This window comes from Micromonospora sp. NPDC049240 (assembly GCF_040647835.1).
Taxonomy (GTDB): Bacteria; Actinomycetota; Actinomycetes; order Mycobacteriales; family Micromonosporaceae; genus Micromonospora.
This window is the reverse complement of the sequence record NZ_JBEZCX010000010.1, coordinates 180,617-201,289: the sequence shown is the minus strand read 5'-3', so window position 1 is coordinate 201,289 and position 20,673 is coordinate 180,617. Positions and strand designations below refer to the sequence as shown.

16 protein-coding genes are annotated in these 20,673 nt (G+C 70.9%); 8 read left to right on the top strand and 8 right to left on the bottom strand.

What is annotated here, in order from left to right; all coding sequences use genetic code 11:
* Positions 1 to 5 precede the first annotated feature (5 nt).
* Positions 6 to 1,025, bottom strand: coding sequence for a LacI family DNA-binding transcriptional regulator (locus AB0B02_RS17600; RefSeq protein WP_281935863.1), 1,020 nt, complete (start codon positions 1,023 to 1,025; stop codon positions 6 to 8).
* A gap of 383 nt (positions 1,026 to 1,408) precedes the next feature.
* Here AB0B02_RS17600 and AB0B02_RS17595 point away from each other — a divergent pair, with 383 nt between their 5' ends.
* From AB0B02_RS17595 to AB0B02_RS17580, 4 genes are all read left to right on the top strand, one after another.
* Positions 1,409 to 2,692: an extracellular solute-binding protein gene (locus AB0B02_RS17595; RefSeq protein WP_357301308.1), complete on the top strand. Its 1,284-nt coding sequence runs from the start codon at positions 1,409 to 1,411 to the stop codon at positions 2,690 to 2,692.
* Positions 2,693 to 2,775: 83 nt separating this feature from the next.
* Complete coding sequence (locus tag AB0B02_RS17590; protein ID WP_281935860.1) at positions 2,776 to 3,789, top strand: sugar ABC transporter permease; 1,014 nt, start codon at positions 2,776 to 2,778, stop codon at positions 3,787 to 3,789.
* A gap of 50 nt (positions 3,790 to 3,839) precedes the next feature.
* Entirely contained in the window at positions 3,840 to 4,682 is an 843-nt protein-coding gene (locus AB0B02_RS17585) for a carbohydrate ABC transporter permease (RefSeq protein ID WP_357301526.1), read from the top strand.
* The gene (locus AB0B02_RS17580; protein ID WP_357301304.1) at positions 4,679 to 7,120 is read left to right on the top strand and encodes a glycoside hydrolase family 2 protein; all 2,442 of its coding nucleotides are present in this window, start codon (positions 4,679 to 4,681) and stop codon (positions 7,118 to 7,120) included. Before AB0B02_RS17585 ends, AB0B02_RS17580 begins: the two co-directional genes overlap by 4 nt.
* A gap of 64 nt (positions 7,121 to 7,184) precedes the next feature.
* Here the strand turns inward: AB0B02_RS17580 and AB0B02_RS17575 are convergent, their stop codons facing one another.
* Together AB0B02_RS17575 and AB0B02_RS17570 are read right to left on the bottom strand one after the other, a co-directional pair.
* Positions 7,185 to 7,871 (bottom strand): hypothetical protein, encoded by a 687-nt coding sequence (locus tag AB0B02_RS17575; RefSeq protein ID WP_357301300.1) that lies wholly within the window; start codon positions 7,869 to 7,871, stop codon positions 7,185 to 7,187.
* Positions 7,872 to 8,412: 541 nt separating this feature from the next.
* Entirely contained in the window at positions 8,413 to 9,297 is an 885-nt protein-coding gene (locus tag AB0B02_RS17570) for an inositol monophosphatase family protein (protein ID WP_281935856.1), read from the bottom strand.
* Between the two features lie 264 nt (positions 9,298 to 9,561).
* Between AB0B02_RS17570 and AB0B02_RS17565 the strand changes: the two genes are divergently transcribed.
* Positions 9,562 to 10,275, top strand: coding sequence for a trypsin-like serine protease (locus AB0B02_RS17565; RefSeq protein ID WP_281935854.1), 714 nt, complete (start codon positions 9,562 to 9,564; stop codon positions 10,273 to 10,275).
* A gap of 66 nt (positions 10,276 to 10,341) precedes the next feature.
* Here the strand turns inward: AB0B02_RS17565 and AB0B02_RS17560 are convergent, their stop codons facing one another.
* From AB0B02_RS17560 to AB0B02_RS17550, 3 genes are all read right to left on the bottom strand, one after another.
* Positions 10,342 to 11,739, bottom strand: coding sequence for a stress response protein (locus tag AB0B02_RS17560; protein WP_357301296.1), 1,398 nt, complete (start codon positions 11,737 to 11,739; stop codon positions 10,342 to 10,344).
* A gap of 358 nt (positions 11,740 to 12,097) precedes the next feature.
* A complete protein-coding gene (locus AB0B02_RS17555; RefSeq protein ID WP_281935850.1) occupies positions 12,098 to 12,292 on the bottom strand; it encodes a DUF397 domain-containing protein in 195 nt (64 codons plus the stop codon).
* Complete coding sequence (locus AB0B02_RS17550; RefSeq protein WP_357301292.1) at positions 12,285 to 13,169, bottom strand: helix-turn-helix transcriptional regulator; 885 nt, start codon at positions 13,167 to 13,169, stop codon at positions 12,285 to 12,287. The genes AB0B02_RS17555 and AB0B02_RS17550 overlap by 8 nt, the downstream gene beginning before the upstream one ends.
* Before the next feature lie 203 nt (positions 13,170 to 13,372).
* On the opposite strand from AB0B02_RS17550, the gene AB0B02_RS17545 reads away from it, so the two are divergent.
* Positions 13,373 to 13,624, top strand: coding sequence for a hypothetical protein (locus AB0B02_RS17545; protein WP_281935846.1), 252 nt, complete (start codon positions 13,373 to 13,375; stop codon positions 13,622 to 13,624).
* A gap of 852 nt (positions 13,625 to 14,476) precedes the next feature.
* On the top strand, positions 14,477 to 15,367 hold the full coding sequence (locus tag AB0B02_RS17540; RefSeq protein ID WP_357301288.1) for a hypothetical protein: 891 nt from the start codon (positions 14,477 to 14,479) through the stop codon (positions 15,365 to 15,367).
* Here the strand turns inward: AB0B02_RS17540 and AB0B02_RS17535 are convergent.
* A complete protein-coding gene (locus AB0B02_RS17535; RefSeq protein ID WP_281935841.1) occupies positions 15,364 to 16,086 on the bottom strand; it encodes a hypothetical protein in 723 nt (240 codons plus the stop codon). The two genes, AB0B02_RS17540 and AB0B02_RS17535, sit on opposite strands and share 4 nt — an antisense overlap.
* An 82-nt stretch (positions 16,087 to 16,168) precedes the next feature.
* Positions 16,169 to 18,016: a dihydroxy-acid dehydratase gene (gene ilvD / locus AB0B02_RS17530; protein WP_281935839.1), complete on the bottom strand. Its 1,848-nt coding sequence runs from the start codon at positions 18,014 to 18,016 to the stop codon at positions 16,169 to 16,171.
* Positions 18,017 to 18,127: 111 nt separating this feature from the next.
* Here ilvD and AB0B02_RS17525 point away from each other — a divergent pair, with 111 nt between their 5' ends.
* Positions 18,128 to 20,563: a bifunctional diguanylate cyclase/phosphodiesterase gene (locus AB0B02_RS17525; RefSeq protein WP_357301283.1), complete on the top strand. Its 2,436-nt coding sequence runs from the start codon at positions 18,128 to 18,130 to the stop codon at positions 20,561 to 20,563.
* Positions 20,564 to 20,673 lie beyond the last annotated feature (110 nt).

The window sequence follows — 20,673 nt, the reverse complement described above, 5'->3', positions numbered from 1 at the left end:
CCGGTTCAGCGTTGACGCGGCGGGGCGGTGCTGCCGCGCGGCGTCAGGTGGGCGGTCTCGTCCTGCAACTCGGTCACCGGCTCCCCGGCGATCACGGCGAGGAGCTGTCGGGCGGCGTGCGACCCGTACGCGGGGATGTCCCGGCCCAGCGCGGTCAGCGGCGGGTGCACGAGCTGGCAGAGCGGTGAGTCGTCCCAGGCGACGATCGAGAGGTCGCCGGGGACGGCCAGCCCCATCTCCTGCGCCACGGACAGCCCGGCGATGGCCATCACGTCGTTGTCGTAGATCACCGCGGTCGGGCGGTTGGCGGAGCTGAGCAGCCGGCGGGTGGCCCGCGCGCCCTCCTCGCCGGTGTAGTCGGACCAGACCGTGCTCGCCTCGTCCAGCCCGAGCCGCCGGCACACGTCGGTGAACGCGTCGGTGCGGATCTCGGTGTGCAGCAGCGAGGGGAGCCCGCCGACCCGGGCGATCCGCCGGTGCCCGAGCGCGACCAGGTACTCGACGGTCTCGACCAGGGCTGCCGCGTCGTCGGACCAGACGCTGGCCAGGGTGCCGGTGTGCCCGGGGCCGCCGATGACCACGGCGGGCAGTTGCAGCTCCTCCAGCGCGGGCACCCGCCGGTCGTCGGTGCGCAGGTCGCAGACGAAGACGCCGTCGACTCGGCGCTCGGCCCACCACCGGCGGTAGACCGCGATCTCCGCCTCCTGGTCGGTGACCACCTGGAGCGTGAGCGCGTACGAGCGGGCGGAGAGTTCCGCCTCGACGCCGCTGATCAGCTCCATGAAGAACGGCTCGATGCCCAGTATCCGGGCGGGCCGGCACAGCGCCAGCCCGACCGCCTTGGCGGTGGCGCCGGAGAGCGCCCGCGCGGCGCTGCTCGGGCTGAAGCCGATCTCGGCGGCGATGGCCAGGATGCGCTGGCGGGTCGCCTCGGAGACGCCGGGCTGCCCGTTCAGCGCGTACGAGACCGCGCCCTTGGAGACCCCGGCGCGCCGGGCGACGTCGGCGATGGTCGGCCGCTTCACCGCAGCGTTCCTCCACTGTGTCCAGCCCTCGCGGGCGCCTTCCGGCCGCCGGGTGGCGGCGGGGAGTGACGCTACTGCACCGGGCCCGTCGGTCGGTCGGCGCGGCGGCCGGCCGGCGACTGAACCGCACAGTTGGTCACTTGTGCGGTTCAGCGTACGGGCATCCGGCCCGGTGTCCACCATCCCGACGCTCCCGAAACTGCTCCGGAAAGCGCTCCACCACGCATGGTCGCGCTCCCATCCGGTCCGGAAGGTTACGGGACGGCCTCGCTGTTAACCGGCCGTTGACAGTGCAAAGAGCGAACCGTACGGTGGCCTCACTTATCCGGTTCAGTCAACGTCTCTCGATCTCGGGAGCGTTCCCATTTGGCGCGGAGGATGACATGAAACGGTCCTGGACGCACTGGGCGCGCACGGCCGCCGTCGGTGCCGTCAGCCTGGTCATGGTCGCCGCCTGTAGCGGCAAGAGCACCACCGGCGGCGCGGACACGGCCGACGGCCAGGTCACGTTGAAGATCAATTTTTGGGGTGACTTCGGCCTCCAGGACCTCAAGACGAAGTACGAGGCCGACCACCCCAACGTCAAGATCCAGCTCAACTCGGGCGAGTACAACGCCCAGCACGAGGACCTGCAGAAGAAGCTCGTCGCCGGCAACGGCGCGCCGGACATCGCGGCGATCGACGAGGGCTTCATGGTCCAGTTCCGCAGCCAGTCCGACAAGTTCGTCAACCTGCTGGACAAGGGCGCCGGTTCGTACGAGAGCAAGTACCTGCCCTGGAAGTGGAAGCAGTCGCTGTCCGCCGACGGCAAGACGCAGATCGGTCTCGGCACCGACGTGGGCGGCCTGGCCATGTGCTACCGCACCGACCTGTTCAAGGCCGCCGGCCTGCCCACCGACCGCGACCAGGTCTCCGCGCTCTGGCCCACCTGGGACAAGTTCCTGGAGGTCGGCCAGCAGTACACCGGCAAGACCAAGAAGAAGTTCATCGACGCCGGTACGAACCTGTTCAACCCGATCCTCGGGCAGCAGCAGGTCGGCTTCTACAACGACCAGGAGCAGCTCCAGATGGAGCAGGGCCCGAAGGTCGCATTCGACTACACGGTCAAGGCCGTCCAGGGCGGGCTCTCCGCCAACCTGGTCAGCTTCCAGGCCGACTGGGACAAGGGCTTCACCAGCGGCGCGTTCGCGGTGCTCGCCTGCCCGGCGTGGATGCTCGGCCACATCAAGGACACCGCGCCCGGCACCCAGGGCAAGTGGGACATCGCCGCGGTGCCCGGCGGCGGCGGCAACTGGGGCGGCTCGTTCCTGACCATCCCCAAGCAGGGCAAGCACGTCGACGAGGCGTACAAGCTGCTGGAGTGGCTGGTCGCGCCGGAACAGCAGATCGAGATCTTCAAGAAGGTCGGCAACCTGCCGTCGCAGCCGGCGCTCTACGCCGACCCGGCCATCGCCGACTTCAAGAACCCGTTCTTCAACGACGCCCCGGTCGGCCAGATCTTCCCGAAGATGGCGCAGGGCCTCACCCCGCAGTACCTGGGCAAGAAGAACGGCCCGACCCGGGTCGCGGTGGAGAACGTCATCCGCCGGGTGGAGAACAAGTCGCTGAAGCCCGACGCCGCCTGGACCGAGGCGGTCAAGGAGGCCGACAAGGCCGCCAAGTCCTGACGCACCGCCGGTGCCGGAGCGGACCGACCCGCTCCGGCACCGCCGTACCCCGTCCACCCCCACCTCGGCTCTGGAGTGATCCGATGTCCAGCACCCGTGCCGCGCCCGCGCCGCAGCGCCACCGACCCGCGCCGGAGCGCGGCCGTCGCGGGGCCGAAGACCGGCGGCTGACCTGGCGCAACCGGCTGTACCGCTTCGACATGCGCTACATGCCGTACCTGATGATCGCGCCGTTCTTTCTGCTCTTCATCGTGTTCGGGCTGTTCCCGCTGCTGTTCAACGCGGTGGTCTCGCTGCGCAACTACCGCCTGGACGACCCGACGCTGCCCTACTGGGCCGGCGTCGAGAACTTCAGTCGCCTCATCGCCGACGAGGACTTCTGGAACGCGCTCTACAACACCTTCGGCATCTTCCTGCTCTCCACCGTCCCGCAGCTGCTGCTCGCGCTGCTGGTCGCCTCGCTGCTCAACCGGCAACTGCGGGCGCAGACCTGGTGGCGGGTCGGTGTGCTGCTGCCGTACGTGACGCCGATCGTGGCCTCGACCATGGTGTTCAGCGTCTTCTTCTCCCGCGACTTCGGCATGGCCAACTGGGCGCTCGGCCTGCTCGGCATCGGCGGCCCCGACGACCCGATCGACTGGCGGGCCGACAAGCTGCACGCCTGGATCGCCATCGCCACCATGGTCAACTGGAAGTGGATCGGCTACAACGCGCTGCTCTACCTGGCCGCCATGCAGTCCATCCCGCGCGACGTCTACGAGGCCGCCGCGATCGACGGCGCCGGCCAGTGGAAACAGCTCTGGCGGATCACCGTGCCGATGATCCAGCCGGTGGTCGTGTTCACCGTGATCCTCTCCACCATCGGCGGGCTCCAGCTCTTCACCGAGCCGATGCTGTTCGACCCGAACGCCCAGGCCGCCACCGGCGGCCCGAACGGCGAGTGGCAGACCATCGCCCAGCTCATCTACAAGGTCGGCTGGAAGGACCTCAACCTCGGCTACGCCGCGGCCATGTCCTGGGCGCTGTTCCTGATCATCCTGATCGTCGCCGGCCTGAACTACCTGATGACGAACCGACTGTCCGGAGGGCGCAAATGAGCGTCGCAGCCCCACCCGCCGTCCCGCCGGCCCCGCGTAAGCGGCGCGCGATGGCCCGGGCGCCGCAGGAGACGCCGGCCGGGCTCTGGACCTACCTGCTGCTCGCGGTCAGCATGCTGTTCGCCGCGTTCCCGCTCTACTGGATGTTCGTCATCGCCACCAGCAACGACGAGGCGCTGGCGAAGCTGCCACCGGCGATCGTCCCGGGTGACCGGTTCCTGACCAACGTCGACGAGGTCTTCTCCCTCCAGGACGTCTACTTCGCCGCCTCGCTCGTCAACAGCGTCATCGTGTCGACGCTGGTCACCGCCTCGGTGCTGTTCTTCTGCTCGCTGGCCGGGTTCGCGTTCGCCAAGCTGCGGTTCAAGGGCAGCGGCGCGCTGATGCTCTTCGTGGTGCTCACCCTGACCGTGCCGAACCAGCTCGGCATCGTCGCGCTCTACATCGTGATGGGCAAGCTCGGCTGGAACGGCACGCTGCTCGCGGTCATCGCGCCCGGCCTGGTCACCGCGTTCGGCGTGTTCTACATGCGGCAGTTCATCGTGAACACCGTCCCGGACGAGCTGATCGAGTCGGCCCGGGTCGACGGCGCCACGACCATGCGGGTGTACGCGACGATCGTGCTCCCCGCGATCCGCCCGGCCCTGGCGGTGCTCGGCCTGCTCACGTTCGTGGCCACCTGGAACGACTTCCAGTGGCCGCTGATCACGTTGAGCGGCACCGACTACCCGACCTCGATGGTGGCGATCTCCGACCTGGCCAGCGGCAACTACGTGATCTACCGGCGGGTGCTGGCCGGCGCGTTCATCGCCACCGTCCCCCTGCTGCTGATGCTGTTCATCGGTGGACGCCAGATCGTCCGCGGAATCATGGAAGGCGCGGTGAAGTCGTGAGCCGTTCCACGCTGCTGCACGAGGGTTGGACGCTACGGGCCGAGCCCGGCGCGCAGGTGCCGCCGGAGATCGCCGGCGCCGAGGTGCCGGCCACGGTGCCCGGATGCGTACACACCGACCTGCTCGCCGCCGGTCTCGTCCCCGACCCGTACCTGGACGACAACGAGAACCGGCTGCTCTGGATCGGGCGCACCGACTGGGTCTACCGGACCACGTTCGCCTGGCAGCCGGGTGCGGACGACCGGGTCGACCTGGTCTGCGCCGGCCTGGACACGGTGGCCACCGTGACGCTCAACGGCGTCGAGGTCGGGCGCACCGAGAACCAGCACCGTTCCTACCGGTTCGACGTCCGCGCGCTGCTGCGCCCGGGCGACAACACCCTGGCCGTACGCTTCGACTCGCCGTACCGCTACGCCGAGGCGCACCGGGACCGGCTCGGCGACCGGCCCAACGCGTACCCGGAGCCGTTCCAGTTCATCCGCAAGACCGCCTGCAACTTCGGCTGGGACTGGGGACCGACAGTGGTCACCGCCGGCATCTGGCAGGAGATCGGCCTGCACGCCTGGTCCACCGCCCGGCTCGCGGCGGTCCGGCCGCTGGTCACCGTCTCCGACGGCGTCGGCCGGGTGGAGCTGCACGTCGACGTGGAGCGGGCCGGCGACGAGCCGCTGGCCGTACGCGCCGACGTCGCCGGCGTCACCGCCGAGGTCACCGTGCCGGCCGGGGAACGCACCGCCGTACTGGCGCTCACCGTGCCGGACCCGGCGCTGTGGTGGCCGGTCGGGTACGGCGACCAGCCGCTGCACGACCTCCACGTCACGCTGCACGCCGCCGACGGGCGGGACCTCGACGCCGCGTCCCGCCGGATCGGCTTCCGCTCGGTCCGCCTCGACACCACGCCCGACGCCCACGGCACCCCGTTCACGCTGCACGTCAACGAGCTGCCGATCTTCGTCAAGGGCGTCAACTGGATCCCCGACGACGCGTTCCCCAACCGGGTCACCCGGTCGCGCCTGGCCGACCGGTTCGACCAGGCGGTCGGGGCGAACGTCAACCTGCTGCGCATCTGGGGCGGCGGCCGGTACGAGTCGGACGACTTCTACGAGCTGGCCGACGAACTGGGGCTGCTGGTGCAGCAGGACTTCCTGTTCGCCTGCGCGGCGTACCCGGAGGAGGAGCCGTTCCGCGCCGAGGTCGAGGCCGAGGCGCGGGAACAGGTGGCCCGGCTCGCCGGCCACCCCTCGCTGGTGCTCTGGACCGGCAACAACGAGAACATCTGGGGCTGGCACGACTGGGACTGGCAGGAGCCGCTCGCCGGCCGTACCTGGGGACGCGGCTACTACCTGGAGCTGCTGCCCGCGATCGTCGGCGAGCTGGACCCGACCGTCCCGTACTGGCCGGGCAGCCCCTGGTCCGGCACCGAGGACCGGCACCCCAACGACCCGGCGCACGGCACCATGCACATCTGGGACGTCTGGAACGACGACGACTACACCAAGTACCGCGAGTACGTGCCCCGCTTCGTCGCCGAGTTCGGCTACCAGGCCCCGCCCACGTACGCGACGCTGCGCCGGTCCATCTCCGACGAGCCGCTCGCGCACGACTCGCCCGGCATGGCCCACCACCAGAAGGCGATCGACGGGGACCGGAAACTCCAGCGCGGGCTGGACGCCCACCTGCCGCCGCCCGCCGACTTCGACGACTGGCACTACTACACCCAGCTCAACCAGGCGCGCGCCATCCAGCTCGGCGTCGAGCACTTCCGGTCCCACCGGCCGGTCTGCACCGGCACCATCGTGTGGCAGCTCAACGACTGCTGGCCGGTCACCTCCTGGGCCGCCGTCGACGGCGACGGCCGGCGCAAACCCCTGTGGTACGCGCTGCGCCGCGCCTACGCCGACCGGCTGCTCACCGTGCAGCCGCGCGACGGCGGGCTGGCGGTGGTCGCGGTCAACGAGACCGGGCAGGCGTGGACCGGCCCGGCGACGGTCACCCGGCTCACCGTCACCGGGGAGCCGAGGGCGAAGACCTCGGTCGACCTCGACGTCCCGGCGTACTCCTCGGTGGTGCTGGCGCTGCCGGCGGAGCTGGCGCGGCCGGACGAGGCCCGCCGTGAGCTGCTCGTCGCGGACGCCGGCGACACCGCGGAGCGGGCGCTGTGGTTCTTCGCCGAGGACCGCGACATCACGTGGCCGGCGGCGGAGTGGGACGCGACCGTCGAGCCGGTGGACGGCGGCCAGCGGGTCCGGGTGACCGCCCGGACCGTGCTGCGCGACCTGACGCTCTTTCCCGACCGGCTGGACCCGTCCGCGCAGGTCGACACCGCGCTGGTCACGCTGCTGCCGGGGGAGAGCGCCGTCTTCACGGTGCGCGCCGCCGCCCCGCTCGACCGGGCGGCGCTGACGCGCCGCCCGGTGCTGCGCTGCGTCAACGGCTGAAGGAGGGGCCCCCTGTTAACGCATTCCGCATAGCAGGGGGCCCCGCTTAACACTGACGCATCTGTCAGCGTCCGGCCCGCTTCCACGCCCGATAGAACTCCTTGTACAGGAATCGCTGTACCGGCGTGCCGGTGGCAGCCATCTGCTTGCCGATCACCCGGGCACCGATCCACATTCCCGAGACCTTTGGAATGCCGGGCACCGACTCGGCGACGGACGCCACGCCGTTGACGAGTTCCTGCTCCACCGCCGACAGTGCGATCTTGCGAAACCCGAGGCGTTCGAGCAGTTGCTTCTTCGCCTCGTCGATGTCCCGTACGAGGCGTAGGTAGTCCTCGTCGGTGACGCACCTGGCGACGGCCTCTCGTAGATCGGCCGCCTTCTGTCGATAATCGCCGATGCGGCTGACGACCAGGTCGACCCACGCGTTGTCGCCCAACCTGCCGGTCTCCGAGGCCTGCCAGAGCCGGCCACCGAGAAGCGGTAGTTCCAGCTCGAGCAGCCGCACCTGATGGGTGTCGCTCTCGCTCGCGGCAGTGGCGAGCGACTGGTGGATGCCGCGAATGGCCTTGATGACGTCGAGTACGACCCCCTCGGCGGCGCCCTCGCGGGACAGGTCGAAGGTGAGGAGGAAGTCTCTTCGAAGGGGGTGTGCCTGGTAGGAAAGGCCGGTGGCATCCGCTCTCGACCGGTACTTGAGCCCGCGGGCAAGGGTGGCCGCTACGTAGACCTCCTCACCCGGCGGGGCCATCGACTGAAGTGGCCCCCGTAGGACGATCGAGGCCGCCCTCGCCCACTCGCCGAAGGGTCGTCCTCCACACCGTCGGAGGTCGCGATCCGATCGGCGTGATGACCGGCGACGCGGACATGTGTGGCCTGGAACGTGGACCACCCGTGGATGCGCTTCGACAGTGAGTTACGGGCGCCGGGCATGGCGTCGTCGCAGGCGAGCGCCTGTTCGATGAACTGTCCGAGTGCCCGGCTTCCCTGCCAGCTCTGCAGATCCTGAAGAGCGGACTCCTCGGCGGTTCGAGCGGCCTGGCTCTCGTCGGCGTCAAGATGCAGCGGATGGAGCAACTCGGCCTCTGCCAACGCCCGGAGCAGGAGAGGCCTGGTGCCGAAGTCCGCAGCGGTAGGTCGTGCGAGTACCGGGTGGGCGACCCACACCCGGTTCATGAAGATCAGTGACTGGATCAGCTCGACGAACGCCTGTCGCGCGAACGGATCGCCGGGTTGCGCGCGGCGGTTCTGGGCGGCAACGAAGTCATCGGCACCGATGATCGATGTGACGTCTACGAGGACCTCGGTGTTTCGGTGCGGGAGTTCCGCGCCACCTCCACGAACCACTTGACTGCCTCCGGGCGACCCATCACGGTGCTGGCGAAAGTCGGTTCTGGCTGAGCGAGCGTCTCGATGGACACTGGCAGGCGTTTGCCTCCATCAATGTCCGTAGACATTAGACCGACGATCTCACCCAGACACAAGCCCGCCAAGCCGTCCCAGACCTTCTGTCGCCTGCGATAGAAGAGGTCGAAGCGTGGTGTGCCCTCGACCAGGTCGGTGAGGTCCAGCGCGGTCCGGATCATGTCGAGCGTCTGCGACGTGGTGCGGGTCTTCAGTCGATATCCGGCCTTGGTCATGGCCAACTCGTGAAGCGGCGCCTCGGAGGTCGCACTTCGTGTCAGAGATGCGACAAGTGCGGGCTCCGGGCCGTTGTTGAGCGCTGCGGGGCGGCCGTTGACCACGATCGTGCTGGTGGCTCGGGACGCGTGCACGACCACCGGCGCGCGGCCGGTGCCGAGTTCGGGGGCGACGATGAGCGCCGCCACCGGCTCCCGCCGCTCCAGCAGGCAGACGACCGAGCAGAACTCACTGCTCTGCGGTCGGACGAACTCCGCCGTGCCGTCGATCGGATCGATGATCCAGATCCGCTCGGGCTCCTCGTCGACGCCGGGCCGCCAACTGCCGCTTCCGGACTCCTCCGCCAGTACGCGGGCTGCCGGATCGAAGGCACGGAGCCTGTCGATGATCATCTTTTCGACTGCGAGGTCGGCCTCCGTGAGCAGAGTCCGATCGGCCTTCTCCTGCACGTCGATCTCCGACAACCGGGACCGATAGGCGGCAAGGGTGCGGAGGATTTCCGTCGTCAGCCCGGACCACAGCCGCTCAAGGTTCATCAACACTCCTACACGCCTGCGTGGGACAAGCCTGTCAGTGGTGGAGCCCATCCTCCCACCTCTTCCCTCGCCCGTAACAACATGGTCTACGCCGGCTGAGCGGGCCTGCAACGGTCAGGACCGGTCGGCCGCCAGCGGGTTGCGCGGAGCGCCGGGTCGCGTCATCACCCCGAAACGGCTTTGTCATCCACCGTTTCCGCCGCCCGGACACGACATCGATTACGGTCACCGGACCAAACGTTTTCTACGAGGGGGAGAGCCCTGTTGAAGATCGGACGAATGTTCCGTTCAGGTGCCGCAGCCGCCGCGGCGGCCGGCCTCGCGGTCGCGCTGGTGTTCGCCGGCTCGACGCCGGCATCGGCCATCTTCGGCGGCACCACCAGCGGGGTGCTCCGCGGCCAGGTCAACATCTGGGCTGACTACGGAGACAAATACGTGTGCACGGGGACGCTGATCGGTCAGCGTTGGGTGCTCACCGCCAAGCACTGCTTCGACGGCGAAGACCCCGACTCGTTCCAGATCTGGACCGGCGACCGCAGGCCGATGTACGGCGAGGGAGTCCCGGTCATCGGCTGGGCGCCCAACGACAAGTACGACGTCGCGGTCGTGGAACTGCAGTGGTCCGTGCGCAATGTGCAGCTCATCGCGAAGTACAACGCCAACTCGCTCCTGAAGACGGGCATCCAGGTCGCCGTGCGGGGCTGGGGCCGGGATCAGCCGAACGTCCCCTCATCGGCTCCGACCTCGTCGCTCCGGGTCTGCTCCATGAAGGTGGACGGGTCCGCCGTGGACGAGATGCGGCTGACTCCCGTCGACGGAATTCCGCTGGAGGGAGATTCGGGTGCGGGCGTCTGGCAGGGCGACCGCGTCTATGGGATCTGGTATGCAACGTCGGGCCTTTCCTACGGCCATGCCACCCAGACGTCGGTGGTCGCCGGGTGGATCGAAGGCATGACGGGCATCCCTGGAGTGAGCTGACACGCAGCCCTACCCGTTTTCGGCGTTCCTTCCCGCACGCCCCTCGTGCGGGAAGGATCGGCAGGTTCACGGCCTCTGCTGGTTGTCTGCCTCGTGGTTGTCGCCCGCCGCCGACGGGTCGTGGAGGTCGGGGCTGTCCTGGGAGGAGATGGCGGTCGAGACGAGACTCGCGGCGACCGACTGCACCGGCGTGACGTCGTCCGGCGTACGCAGGCGCGGCGGGGCGGGCATCCACGGCTTCAGGTTCTGGATGATCTGTTCGTAGAAGTCGTCGACCGCGCGCAGCACGGAGTCGATGAAGGCACCCCGCCCGCTGCCCCGCTTGGTGCCCGCCGCCGTGCTCTGCGCGACCCGGAACGCCCGCAGCTCACGGGCCGGGTCGGTGATCAGCATGCTGGGCTCGGCGCGGACCTGTCGCAGCAGGTCCGTCGCGCCACCCCCGCGGGCGTGCAGGGCGAACGCCTCGATCCGTACCGTCTCCGGCGCGTCCTTGAGTTGGCGGACCAGCCAGTTCACCCTGGTGGTCGGCCTGCCGGTGCGCGGAGCGTCCACGTCGACGTGGCAGACGATCTGCCCGGCCCGCAGGTCGGCGGTGACGTGGAGGTGGCCGACCGCGCCCGGAATCCGGATGCTTCCGGTCAGGCTTCCGGTGGTGACGAGCTGGTTGACAAGCAACTGGGTGCGGGCGGCCGGGTCGGCGAGGTCACGGCGGCTCAGCGCGGGCGTGACGTCGGTGCCCAACTGCCGGCCGAGGCGCAGGCAGGCGTAGCGGATCAGGGCGTCGAAACGGCCGGCCACCTCCGCCGCGCCGCCGTCGCCGGCCCGCAGCGTCCCGGCCGACACCCCATCGCGTACGGAGACCCAGGCCGGTCCCATGTCGCTGAACTCCAGTGCGCCCGAACGTGGGTGCTCGAGGTACCTGATCAGCTCGCCCAGAATCCACGCCTGGTCCGGGTCGGCGATGCCGCGGTACTCCTTCTGGATCACCGCCTGGGTCAGGATCTCCGTCCAGGGCAGGTGGTAGAGCGCGACCTTGCGCAGCTTCCGGCGATCGATCGTGGTCGGGTGCTGGCCCGGCACCGGGGCGATCTCGTTGGAGATCGTGATGAGAGCGTCGAAGCCCTGTTCGCGGGCGATGTCCAGGTACGCCTCCACCTGCTCGGTCCGCAACGCGTTGCTGCCGGTCTTCACCTCCACCAGCGCGGTCCACTGTCGCTGCCCCCGCGTGACGCGGATGAGGCCGTCCGGAAAGAGCTGCTGGTTGCCGAGCTTGAACGGCACCTCGATGAAGGTCTGCACCGTGCCGGCCGGTGCGCCGAGGGACTGGGTGAGCACCCGCCCGAACTCCCGTACCGCGCTCATCACCGCCAGCAGCGCGGATGTGGCCCGGCGTTCCTGCTCCTCCGCGCCGTTGATGCCGGACGTGGGGATCAGGCGGGCCGCGAGCCAGGTCTCCTGGGACATGCGGATACTCCTCGTGAAGGCGGTGGTACGAGAAGTTACCTGCGGGCCGGACCGGAAAGCGGTGTGATCGTGGGCGCGTACGCATGGAAAGAGCTGCCCGGGTCGGGTGCCGGACGATCCGCCCGGCCGGATCGGGCTGCCGGACGGAGGCGTCCGTGTCAACGGTTCGGCCCTTACCGGCAATTCCGTCCATTAGTTGACTGCACTTCCCGCGCCGCTAGTGGAACGCCATGGGTGTCAAACGGGTGCTGACACACCCATGATGTTCCACTCACCCGGCCTGAGCGCGGTGAGTGGAACGGTATGGGTGTCAAATGGGGCCGGAGAGACCCATGGCGTTCCACTCGCCGGCTGGGGATCAGCGAGTGTGCTTGGTCTGGGCGGTGAAGGTGGTCCAGGCGGCGGGAGTGAAGGTGAGGACCGGACCCGCCGGGTCCTTGCTGTCGCGTACGCCGACCAGGCCGGGCAGGTTGTCGGCCACCTCGACGCACTCCCCGCCGTTGCCGCCGCTGCGAGTACTCTTGTGCCACTGGGCGTCGGTCAGATCAGCCATGGTGAGCCTCCCCAAGGATCTTGTTGATCAGGTGCCGTGATTGTTCCTCATCAAGCGTCAGCCGATCGAGACTCATCCACGCCTTCTCGTAGGCCGCGAACTCCGACGGGCGGTCGAGGTAGAGCGCGCCCGTCCATGATTCGCAGTAGATGACGGCGGGCTCCGGAGTGCTCCGATTGCCTAGTGGGAATTCCAGCATCACGAACTCTCCGCCCACCGCACCAAGATGCGGCCCGGCGGACAGCGGGAGGATGCGCACGGAGACGTTCGGCAGGTCGGACATCTCCAGCAGATGCCGGAGTTGCTCGGCCATCACCGAGGGATCGCCGACCGGGCGAAGCAGCACCGACTCGCAGAGCGTCACCTGCACCCGTGGTGCCCTGGGCAGCCGGCGAGTGAGCAGGGACTGCCGTTGCAGACGCAGCTCGACCGCCAACTCCCGGTCTTCCGGACTCATCTCCGGCTGATCGACCTGATAGATGCCGAGGGCGTACCGCTTCGTCTGGAGCAGTCCCGGCACCAACGTGTTCTTGAAGAACCGGAGTCGGGAAGCGGCCGACTCCAAGCCGACGTACAGCTCGAACCAGTCCGGGATGGCGTCGCCGTAGGCGTGCCACCAACCCTTCGCCTTCGTCTCGCTCGCCAGCGCGGCCAGCGCGCCGGTCAGCTCCGCGTTCGCGTCGTAGAGCTGGCACATCGCCCGCACGTCGACCCCGCGCGCCGACCCGAGGCCGCTCTCGATCCGCCACACCTTCTGCCGGCTGCATTCCAGCGCCTCGGCCGCCGCGTCGAGCGTCACCCCGGCCTCGGTGCGCAACTGCCGCAGCGCCCGGCCGAGCTGCCGTCGCGGCACCGTCGAACCCATGTCCTCCGCCAACGACCACGCCTCCGTCCCATTTTGCAACACTCCGAGTACCCGTTCCGGAATGCCTATCCGTTATGCAGAAATAAGTCAAGAATCGGGGCCGGAGAGCGTTGCGCAAATGCCGATACAGCCACAGGATGACCAGCGCACAAGCCCTGTTCTAGCGGTTATCGGAAATGGGAGTGACGCTCTCGTGTACGTATTCTGGGAATCCCATGGGTGAGCGTTTCGTGGCGCATCTGCCGTTCACCGCCGTCGACCTGTCCGCCGCCCGCCACTTCGCCGGCACGCTGGCCCGCTCGGTGAGCTTCCTGTCCGAAGTGGACGCCGGTGAGGTCACCGTCAGCTTCGAGGACGCGCAGGGCGTACGCCATCGGGTCTTCTGCGACCTGCCGCTGCCCGACCGCCGCCGGTGCGCGCGCCGGGTCGACCACGACGGAGCCTGCGCGCCGAGGCCACCGCGATGAGCGACGTCACCGCCTGCCCGCAGTGCGGTGGCGCCGGTTGCCCGCGCTGCCGCTGGCGGGGCCGCCGCCGCGCGCAGCTCCTGCTGACCGTCGCCAACACCGACACCGGCGCGGTCGCCTCACACCGGGTGACGCCCGCCGACCTCGAACCGCGACCGGACGCGACAGGTCGCGTGGTGGCCGACCTGACCGCCCGGGTACGCGACCTCGCGTCCACCGTGGCCGTCGCGCTCGACCCCGACGCGCTGTGGATACGCCTCCCGCCGACCTGGCGTCCCGAGCTGTCCGTCGCCGACTGGTACGCCCTCGCGGCGCAGGCCCTCGCCGACGCGGCCCGCCGCCCGTGGCGGCTCTGGGTGGGCGGGAAGACCGCATCCGAACGGGTGGACCCGGACGGTCGGCTCACCCAGCTCTGCCGTCTGGCCGACCTGCTCCTGCTCGACCTCGTCGTGACGCTCCGCCGATGCGACGGCCGTCGTTCGTGGACGGCTTACCGAGACGACTGTCATCTGATGTGGATGGTTCGTTACGAGGTGCCCGGCTCACCCGTCCCCAACGGTCCGGTCGAGGGTAGCCCCGACCTGACGACTGCGATGACGCTCACCGATGCGCGAGCGGCCCTGACCGGCCTCACCGAGCGCGGGCTGACCGTGCCGGCCCGGCTGCTCGACCCCGGTCGGCGACGCTGCGGTGCACCGCCGATCCCCGTCTCACCCGGGCCGGTCGGCCGGATCGAGCGACGCGTCGTTGCCGAGCTGGCCGACGGTCGACCGGGCGCGCAGGCGGTGTGGCGGGACGGCGGCTGGTGGTACACCGGCCTGCGGTTACGCCGGGTCACCCGCCCGGTCGGCGGTGCGTGGCCGGCCGCCGCTGTGTCGGGTCACCGAGCCGCCCGACCCGTCCCGGCTCGACGACCCGGGACCCTCGTCCGGAGAGCCGGGGACCGGGTTTCCGTTCGTAGGCACCCCCGGCCGGGACCGCCCGGCGGTACTGGTCACCATCACCGACCTGCGGCACCGGGTGGTGCACCTGACCTGGCGCAGCGGTATCCCGGAGGCCACCCGCACGGTGGCGCACACGCCCGACGGCCGGCCGGTGGTGCAGCTCCCCGAGCGCTACCGGCTCGGCGCGTGGGCGCGCGTCTTCGACGTACGCCCGGAGGACCTGGCGGAGGCGGACGGCGGCCACATGATCGTCCGCGAGCTGCGCGACGGTTACGTCAGCCTGCCCTGGGCGGGGGCCGACCCGGTCGGGGAGTACGTGCGTCAGATCGGCGGCGGCCGGCTTCTCGTCACCGCCGTCCGCCCGGAGGTGCCGCCGCTGCCCGAGCTGGTCCGGCTCGTGCTCGGCCTCGACCTGGCGCTGCACGTCGGCGTGCTCGACCTGCGGCGGCACGCCGACCACCCGCTGCGGCCGGACGGCCGGTGGTGGTCGGTGGAGGTGCGGCGGCGCGACGCCCCGGTGCACCCGGACGACCTGCCCGACCGGCCCAGCCTGGCGGCGGCGCTCGACGACTGCCTCACCCACTTGGCCGACGACGTGGCCGCACTGGTCCCCGCCGACCCGGACGAGCCGCTTCCGGTGCCCGGCTCACCGGCCTGCGAGCTGGGTGCCGACCCGGCGCCCGAGCTGGTCCGGCTCGCCGCGCAACACGCCGGCCGGGCGGTGACCCTGCGCGTCACCCGCGACGGCCACACCGTGTACCGCCACGACGACGACGGCGTTCGCCGGTTGGGCGGCTAGTTGGGCAGGGCGGCGAGGCCGGCCAGCAGTTCCCACCGCTCGGCGTCGGTGAGCACCGCGTACGCCGGCTCGTCGCGGCGGTCGGTGTCGGCCTCGATCGGCGCGCGCTCCGGCCCGTCCGGCAGCGCGCGGATCTCGTCGGCGGTCAGCCCGGCGGCCCGCCACGCGGCCCGGTGCGCGTCCGCCCGGTGGTGCCGCAGCGAGCCCAGCCGGGTGACGAGCAGCAGCGCCGGGGATGCGCCGTCCGGCTCGTACGGCGGGGACATGGCCCGGAACGCCGGCCCGCCGGTGGCCTGCGCGTGCGCCAGCACCCGGCCGACCAGGTCCGCGAGCCGGGGCACGATGCTCAGGCCGGGCAGCACCTCGGGCCGCGTCCCCCACAGCTCCTCGGCGGCCTCGCCGCTGGCGCGCTGACCGAACGACGCCAACTCCCGGCCCCGCTCGGTCAGGTGCCAGGCACCCTCGTCGTCGCGGACGAAGACGCCCTGCGCCAGCTCCCGGCTCAGGTCGACGCCGGTGTAGATGAGGCCGTCGGCGAGCGCCTCGGCCGGCATCGGTCGGGCCAGCACGCCGGAGAAGAGCGTGTTCTCCATGCCGAGTTCGTGGCCGCGTTCTGCGTAGAACGCCGCCATCCGGGGGCGCGCCTTGAGGCGGGCGCCCATGTAGACCCGGTCGATCGCCGGTCGGATCAGTCGCGCGTAGCTCACCGTCGTCTCCACGTCGCCGGAGGTTACCGGTGAAAGGCGTCGAGCGGGGCCCCCGCCTATGCACGAGGCGTTGAGCGGGGGCCCCTCCTTGCACCTACTCGGGGACGCGGCGGTACGCGCCGTCGCTGGCCGAGGTCGCCATCGAGGCGTACGCGCGCAGCGCCGCCGAGACCGGGCGCTGCCGGTCGGCCGGGGTGTACGGACGGTCGCGCTTCTCCTCGGCCACCCGGCGCGCGGTCAGCTCGTCGGCGGGCACGTTCAGCTCGATGGAGCGGCCCGGGATGTCGATGACGACCTCGTCGCCGTCGCGCACCAGCGCGATCAGCCCGCCGGAGGCCGCCTCCGGCGAGACGTGCCCGATGGACAGGCCGGAGGTGCCGCCGGAGAACCGGCCGTCGGTGAGCAGCGCGCAGGCGCGCCCGAGCCCTCGGCCCTTCAGGAACGAGGTGGGGTAGAGCATCTCCTGCATGCCGGGGCCGCCCTTCGGGCCCTCGTAGCGGATCACCACCACGTCGCCGGCGACGATCTGCTTGGCCAGGATGGCGGTCACCGCGTCGTCCTGCGACTCGAAGACCTTGGCCGGGCCGCGGAACGTCAGGCACTCCTCGGGCACCCCGGCGGTCTTCACCACGCAGCCGTCCGGCGCCAGGTTGCCGTGCAGGATGGCCAGCCCGCCGTCGGCGCTGTAGGCGTGCGCACGGTCGCGGATGCAGCCGCCGGCCGCGTCGGTGTCCAGCGACGACCAGCGGTTGGTGGTGGAGAACGGCTCGGTGGTGCGCACCCCGCCGGGCGCGGCGTGGAACAGCTCGACCGCCTCGGGCGTGGCCGAGCCGCCGCGCACGTCCCAGTCGGCCAGCCACCGGTCGAGGCTGGGGGAGTGCACCGCGCGCACGTCGCGGTGGAGCAGGCCGGCGCGGTCCAGCTCGCCGAGGATGGCGGGGATGCCGCCGGCCCGGTGCACGTCCTCCATGTGGTAGTTCGGCGAGTTCGGGGCGACCTTGGCCAGGCACGGCACCCGCCGCGAGACGGCGTCGATGTCGGCCACGTCGAAGTCCAGCTCGGCTTCGCGGGCGGCGGCGAGCAGGTGCAGGATCGTGTTGGTGGAGCCGCCCATGGCCACGTCGAGCGCGACCGCGTTCTCGAACGCGGCCCGGCCGGCGATCGCCCGCGGCAGCACCGAGGCGTCGTCCTCGTCGTACCAGCGCTTGGCGATCTCCACGGCGGTGCGGCCGGCCTCGACGAAGAGCGACCGACGCGCGGCGTGGGTGGCCAGCGTCGAGCCGTTGCCGGGCAGCGCCAGGCCGATCGCCTCGGTCAGGCAGTTCATCGAGTTGGCGGTGAACATGCCGGAGCAGGAGCCGCAGGTCGGGCACGCCGAGCGCTCGATCTCGCCGAGCTGGTCGTCGGTGACCGCCTCGTTCGAGGACGCAATCATGGCGTCGATCAGGTCGATCTTGGAGTGGACGACGCCCTCGATCGCCACCGTCTTGCCGGCCTCCATCGGGCCGCCGGAGACGAACACGGTCGGGATGTTCAGCCGCAGCGCGGCGAGCAGCATCCCGGGGGTGATCTTGTCGCAGTTGGAGATGCAGACCAGGGCGTCCGCGCAGTGCGCGTTGACCATGTATTCCACCGCGTCGGCGATCAGCTCGCGGCTGGGCAGCGAGTAGAGCATGCCGCCGTGGCCCATGGCGATGCCGTCGTCGACGGCGATGGTGTTGAACTCCCGACCCACGCCGCCGGCCTCGGCCACCGCGTCCGCGACCAGGCCGCCGAGGTCCTTGAGATGGACATGACCGGGTACGAACTGGGTGAAACTGTTGGCGATGGCGACGATCGGCTTGCCGAAGTCGTCGTCGGTCATCCCGGTGGCCCGCCAGAGGGCCCGGGCGCCGGCCATCGTCCGACCGTGGGTGGATGTCCTCGACCGCAGCTCAGGCATGTCCACCAGTCTGACACCGCCGGCCCGGCGACTTCCGGCCGTACACCCTGTGTCCCAACAGTTGCACACCCGGTCCCCCACGGAGGGCACGGATCCGGCAGAGTTGGACGTGTGCAGTCGTCCCCGGGGATGGTCGCCGTCGCGGCGCTGAGCGGTTGCGCCGCGGCCGGCGCCGTCACGCTGCTCGCCGCGTCGGCCCGGCGCCGCACCGGCCCCCGTCGGCAGGCCCACCTGCTGCTGGCCGTGGCCGGCGGGACCGCCCTGCTCAGCCTGCTCCTCGGCCTGGGCGGCCTGCTGCTCGCCGGGGACCACTGGGCGCACCGGCAGGGCCAGCGCACCGGCTGGGCCACGCTCGTCGCGGCGTCCACCACCGTGGCCGCGGTGGGTCTCGGCGCCGCGCTGCTGCGGTTGCCCGGCGCGGCGGCGACCCGGGCCGCCACCGCCCGGCTGCTGCTCGACGGCGTGATCATGGCGACCGCGCTGTGGTTCGTCGGCTGGGTGGCGTTCAGCGCGCCGACCCGGCTGCTCGGCGACGCCACCCCGGTCGCCTGCCTGCCCATCCTGCTGGCCACCGTCAGCGCCGCGCTCACCACCGGGCTGACGCTGATCCTGGTGCTGCGCGCCGCCCCGCCGCGCGGCTGGCTGACGCTGCTCGGCGGCGGCGCGATCGCGGTGACCGCCGGGGGCCTGGGCGTGGCGGCCGGGCTGTGCCAGGGCGGCCCGCGCATGCTGCTGGCCGGCGCCGTGCTGACCGCGGCCGGCCTGGTGGCCACCGCCGTCGCCGGGCGCCGGGCGGACGCGACGCGGTTCGACGTCGACCTCATCCGCCGCGACGGCGAGTACGCGTTCGTGCCGATGTTCGCCATGGCCGCCTCCGCGATGTACCACCTCACCCAGGGTGGCCGGTTCGACGGGTACGGCATCGTGACCGGCAGCGTCGAGGGGTTCGCGCTCGTCGCCCGGCAATATCTCGCCCTCAACGACGTGCGCGGCTACGCCGTCCGGCTGGCCGAGCGGGAGGCGCACTTCCGCGAGCTGGCGCACACCGATCCGCTCACCGACCTGGCCAACCGGCGCGGGCTGCTGCGGGCCCTGCACCGGTGCGCCGAGACGGGGGTGCCCTGCGTGCTGCTCGGGCTCGACCTGGACGGCTTCAAGAACGTCAACGACATGCGCGGGCACGACGTCGGCGACGCGGTGCTCGCCGAGGTGGGTCGGCGGCTGCGCGGCAACCTGCGGCCGGGTGATCTGGCAGCCCGCCTCGGCGGCGACGAGTTCGCGGTGCTGATGCACGGTTCGGCCGAGCCCGGGCCGGTCGCCGAGCGGCTGCTCGGGCTGCTCGGCCGCCCGTACGAGGAGGCGGACGGGCCGGTCTTCCTCTCGGTCAGCATCGGGGTGGCCGGCAGTCCCGGCGACCACGACGTCGAGCTGTTGCTGCGCAACGCCGACCTGGCGTTGCGCTACGCCAAGCAGCGCGGCAAGAACCGGATCGAGCGCTACGACGCCACGTACGACCAGTTGCTGAGCCGGCGCACCCGGCTGGAGCACGAGCTGCGCGGCGCGATCGAGCGCGACGAGCTGCGGCTGGTCTTCCAGCCGGTGGCCTCGCTGCCCTCGGTCCGGCCGGTCGGCGCCGAGGCGCTGCTCCGCTGGCGCCACCCGGAGCTGGGCAACGTCCGGCCGGACGAGTTCATCCCGCTGGCCGAGGAGTGCGGGATGATCTCCAAGCTCGGCGCGTGGGTGCTGCACCAGGCCTGCTACCAGCTCTCCCGCTGGCTGGCCGACGGGCACGACGTCTGGGTGTCGGTGAACGTCTCGCCGCGCGAGCTGCACGCCCCGCAGTACGTCGTCCAGGTGGCCGACGCGTTGCGCGCGCACCACGTGCCGCCGCAGCGGCTGGTGCTGGAGGTGACCGAGCACGCGGTCGCCACCGACCTGGACGAGCTGATCCGGCGGCTGACCGCGTTGCGGCTGACCGGCGTCCGGATCGCGCTCGACGACTTCGGCGCCGGCTACTCCTCGCTGGGGCAGCTTCGGCGGCTGCCGATCGACATCCTCAAGATCGACCACAGTCTGGTCGCCGAGCACGAGCCGGTGCGGCCGGTGGGCCGGGAGGGGCCGGCGTTCGCCCCGATGGTCGACATCGTCATGCGCCTCGGCCACCAGCTCGGGCTGGAGGTGATCGCCGAGGGGGTCACCAACCCGACCGAGCTGGCCGCCGTGGTGGCCGCCGGCTGCCGGTTCGGCCAGGGCGCGCTCTTCGGCTGGGGAGTGCCGGCCGAGCACCTGGAGGCGATGCTGGAGGCGGCCACCGCGCCCGGCAACCGGCCCGCCGCGATCCCGCCCGCGCCGCCGTCCCCGCCGGCGCGTACGCCGTCGCCGTTGCTGCCCCGGCTGCGCAACAACCCGCCCGCCCAACGCCCCGCCGTGGAGGCGTCTCCGCAGGTGACAGCCGGCGTGGAGGGGGTGTCGACGACCGACACGCCCACGTCCGTGAACCAAAATGTGGGATCAGTTGACTCATCGCGTGAGATGCGTCAGGCTTAGCCGCATGTCGTCGAACCGGTCGCTGCGAGTACTTACCTGAGCGCACTCTCCTCCCGAGAGTGCGCTGGCCCCGTGCATCCTGCACGAGGGCTTTTTTGTTGCCGTCGGAC

Coding starts and splice junctions, on each gene's coding strand:
- AB0B02_RS17595 (WP_357301308.1), top strand. CDS start 1,409: ATGAAACGGTCCTGGACGCACTGGGCGCGCACGGCCGCCGTCGGTGCC.
- AB0B02_RS17590 (WP_281935860.1), top strand. CDS start 2,776: ATGTCCAGCACCCGTGCCGCGCCCGCGCCGCAGCGCCACCGACCCGCG.
- AB0B02_RS17585 (WP_357301526.1), top strand. CDS start 3,840: ATGGCCCGGGCGCCGCAGGAGACGCCGGCCGGGCTCTGGACCTACCTG.
- AB0B02_RS17575 (WP_357301300.1), bottom strand. CDS start 7,871: ATGGCCCCGCCGGGTGAGGAGGTCTACGTAGCGGCCACCCTTGCCCGC.
- AB0B02_RS17570 (WP_281935856.1), bottom strand. CDS start 9,297: ATGAACCTTGAGCGGCTGTGGTCCGGGCTGACGACGGAAATCCTCCGC.
- AB0B02_RS17560 (WP_357301296.1), bottom strand. CDS start 11,739: ATGTCCCAGGAGACCTGGCTCGCGGCCCGCCTGATCCCCACGTCCGGC.
- AB0B02_RS17555 (WP_281935850.1), bottom strand. CDS start 12,292: ATGGCTGATCTGACCGACGCCCAGTGGCACAAGAGTACTCGCAGCGGC.
- AB0B02_RS17545 (WP_281935846.1), top strand. CDS start 13,373: ATGGGTGAGCGTTTCGTGGCGCATCTGCCGTTCACCGCCGTCGACCTG.
- ilvD (WP_281935839.1), bottom strand. CDS start 18,016: ATGCCTGAGCTGCGGTCGAGGACATCCACCCACGGTCGGACGATGGCC.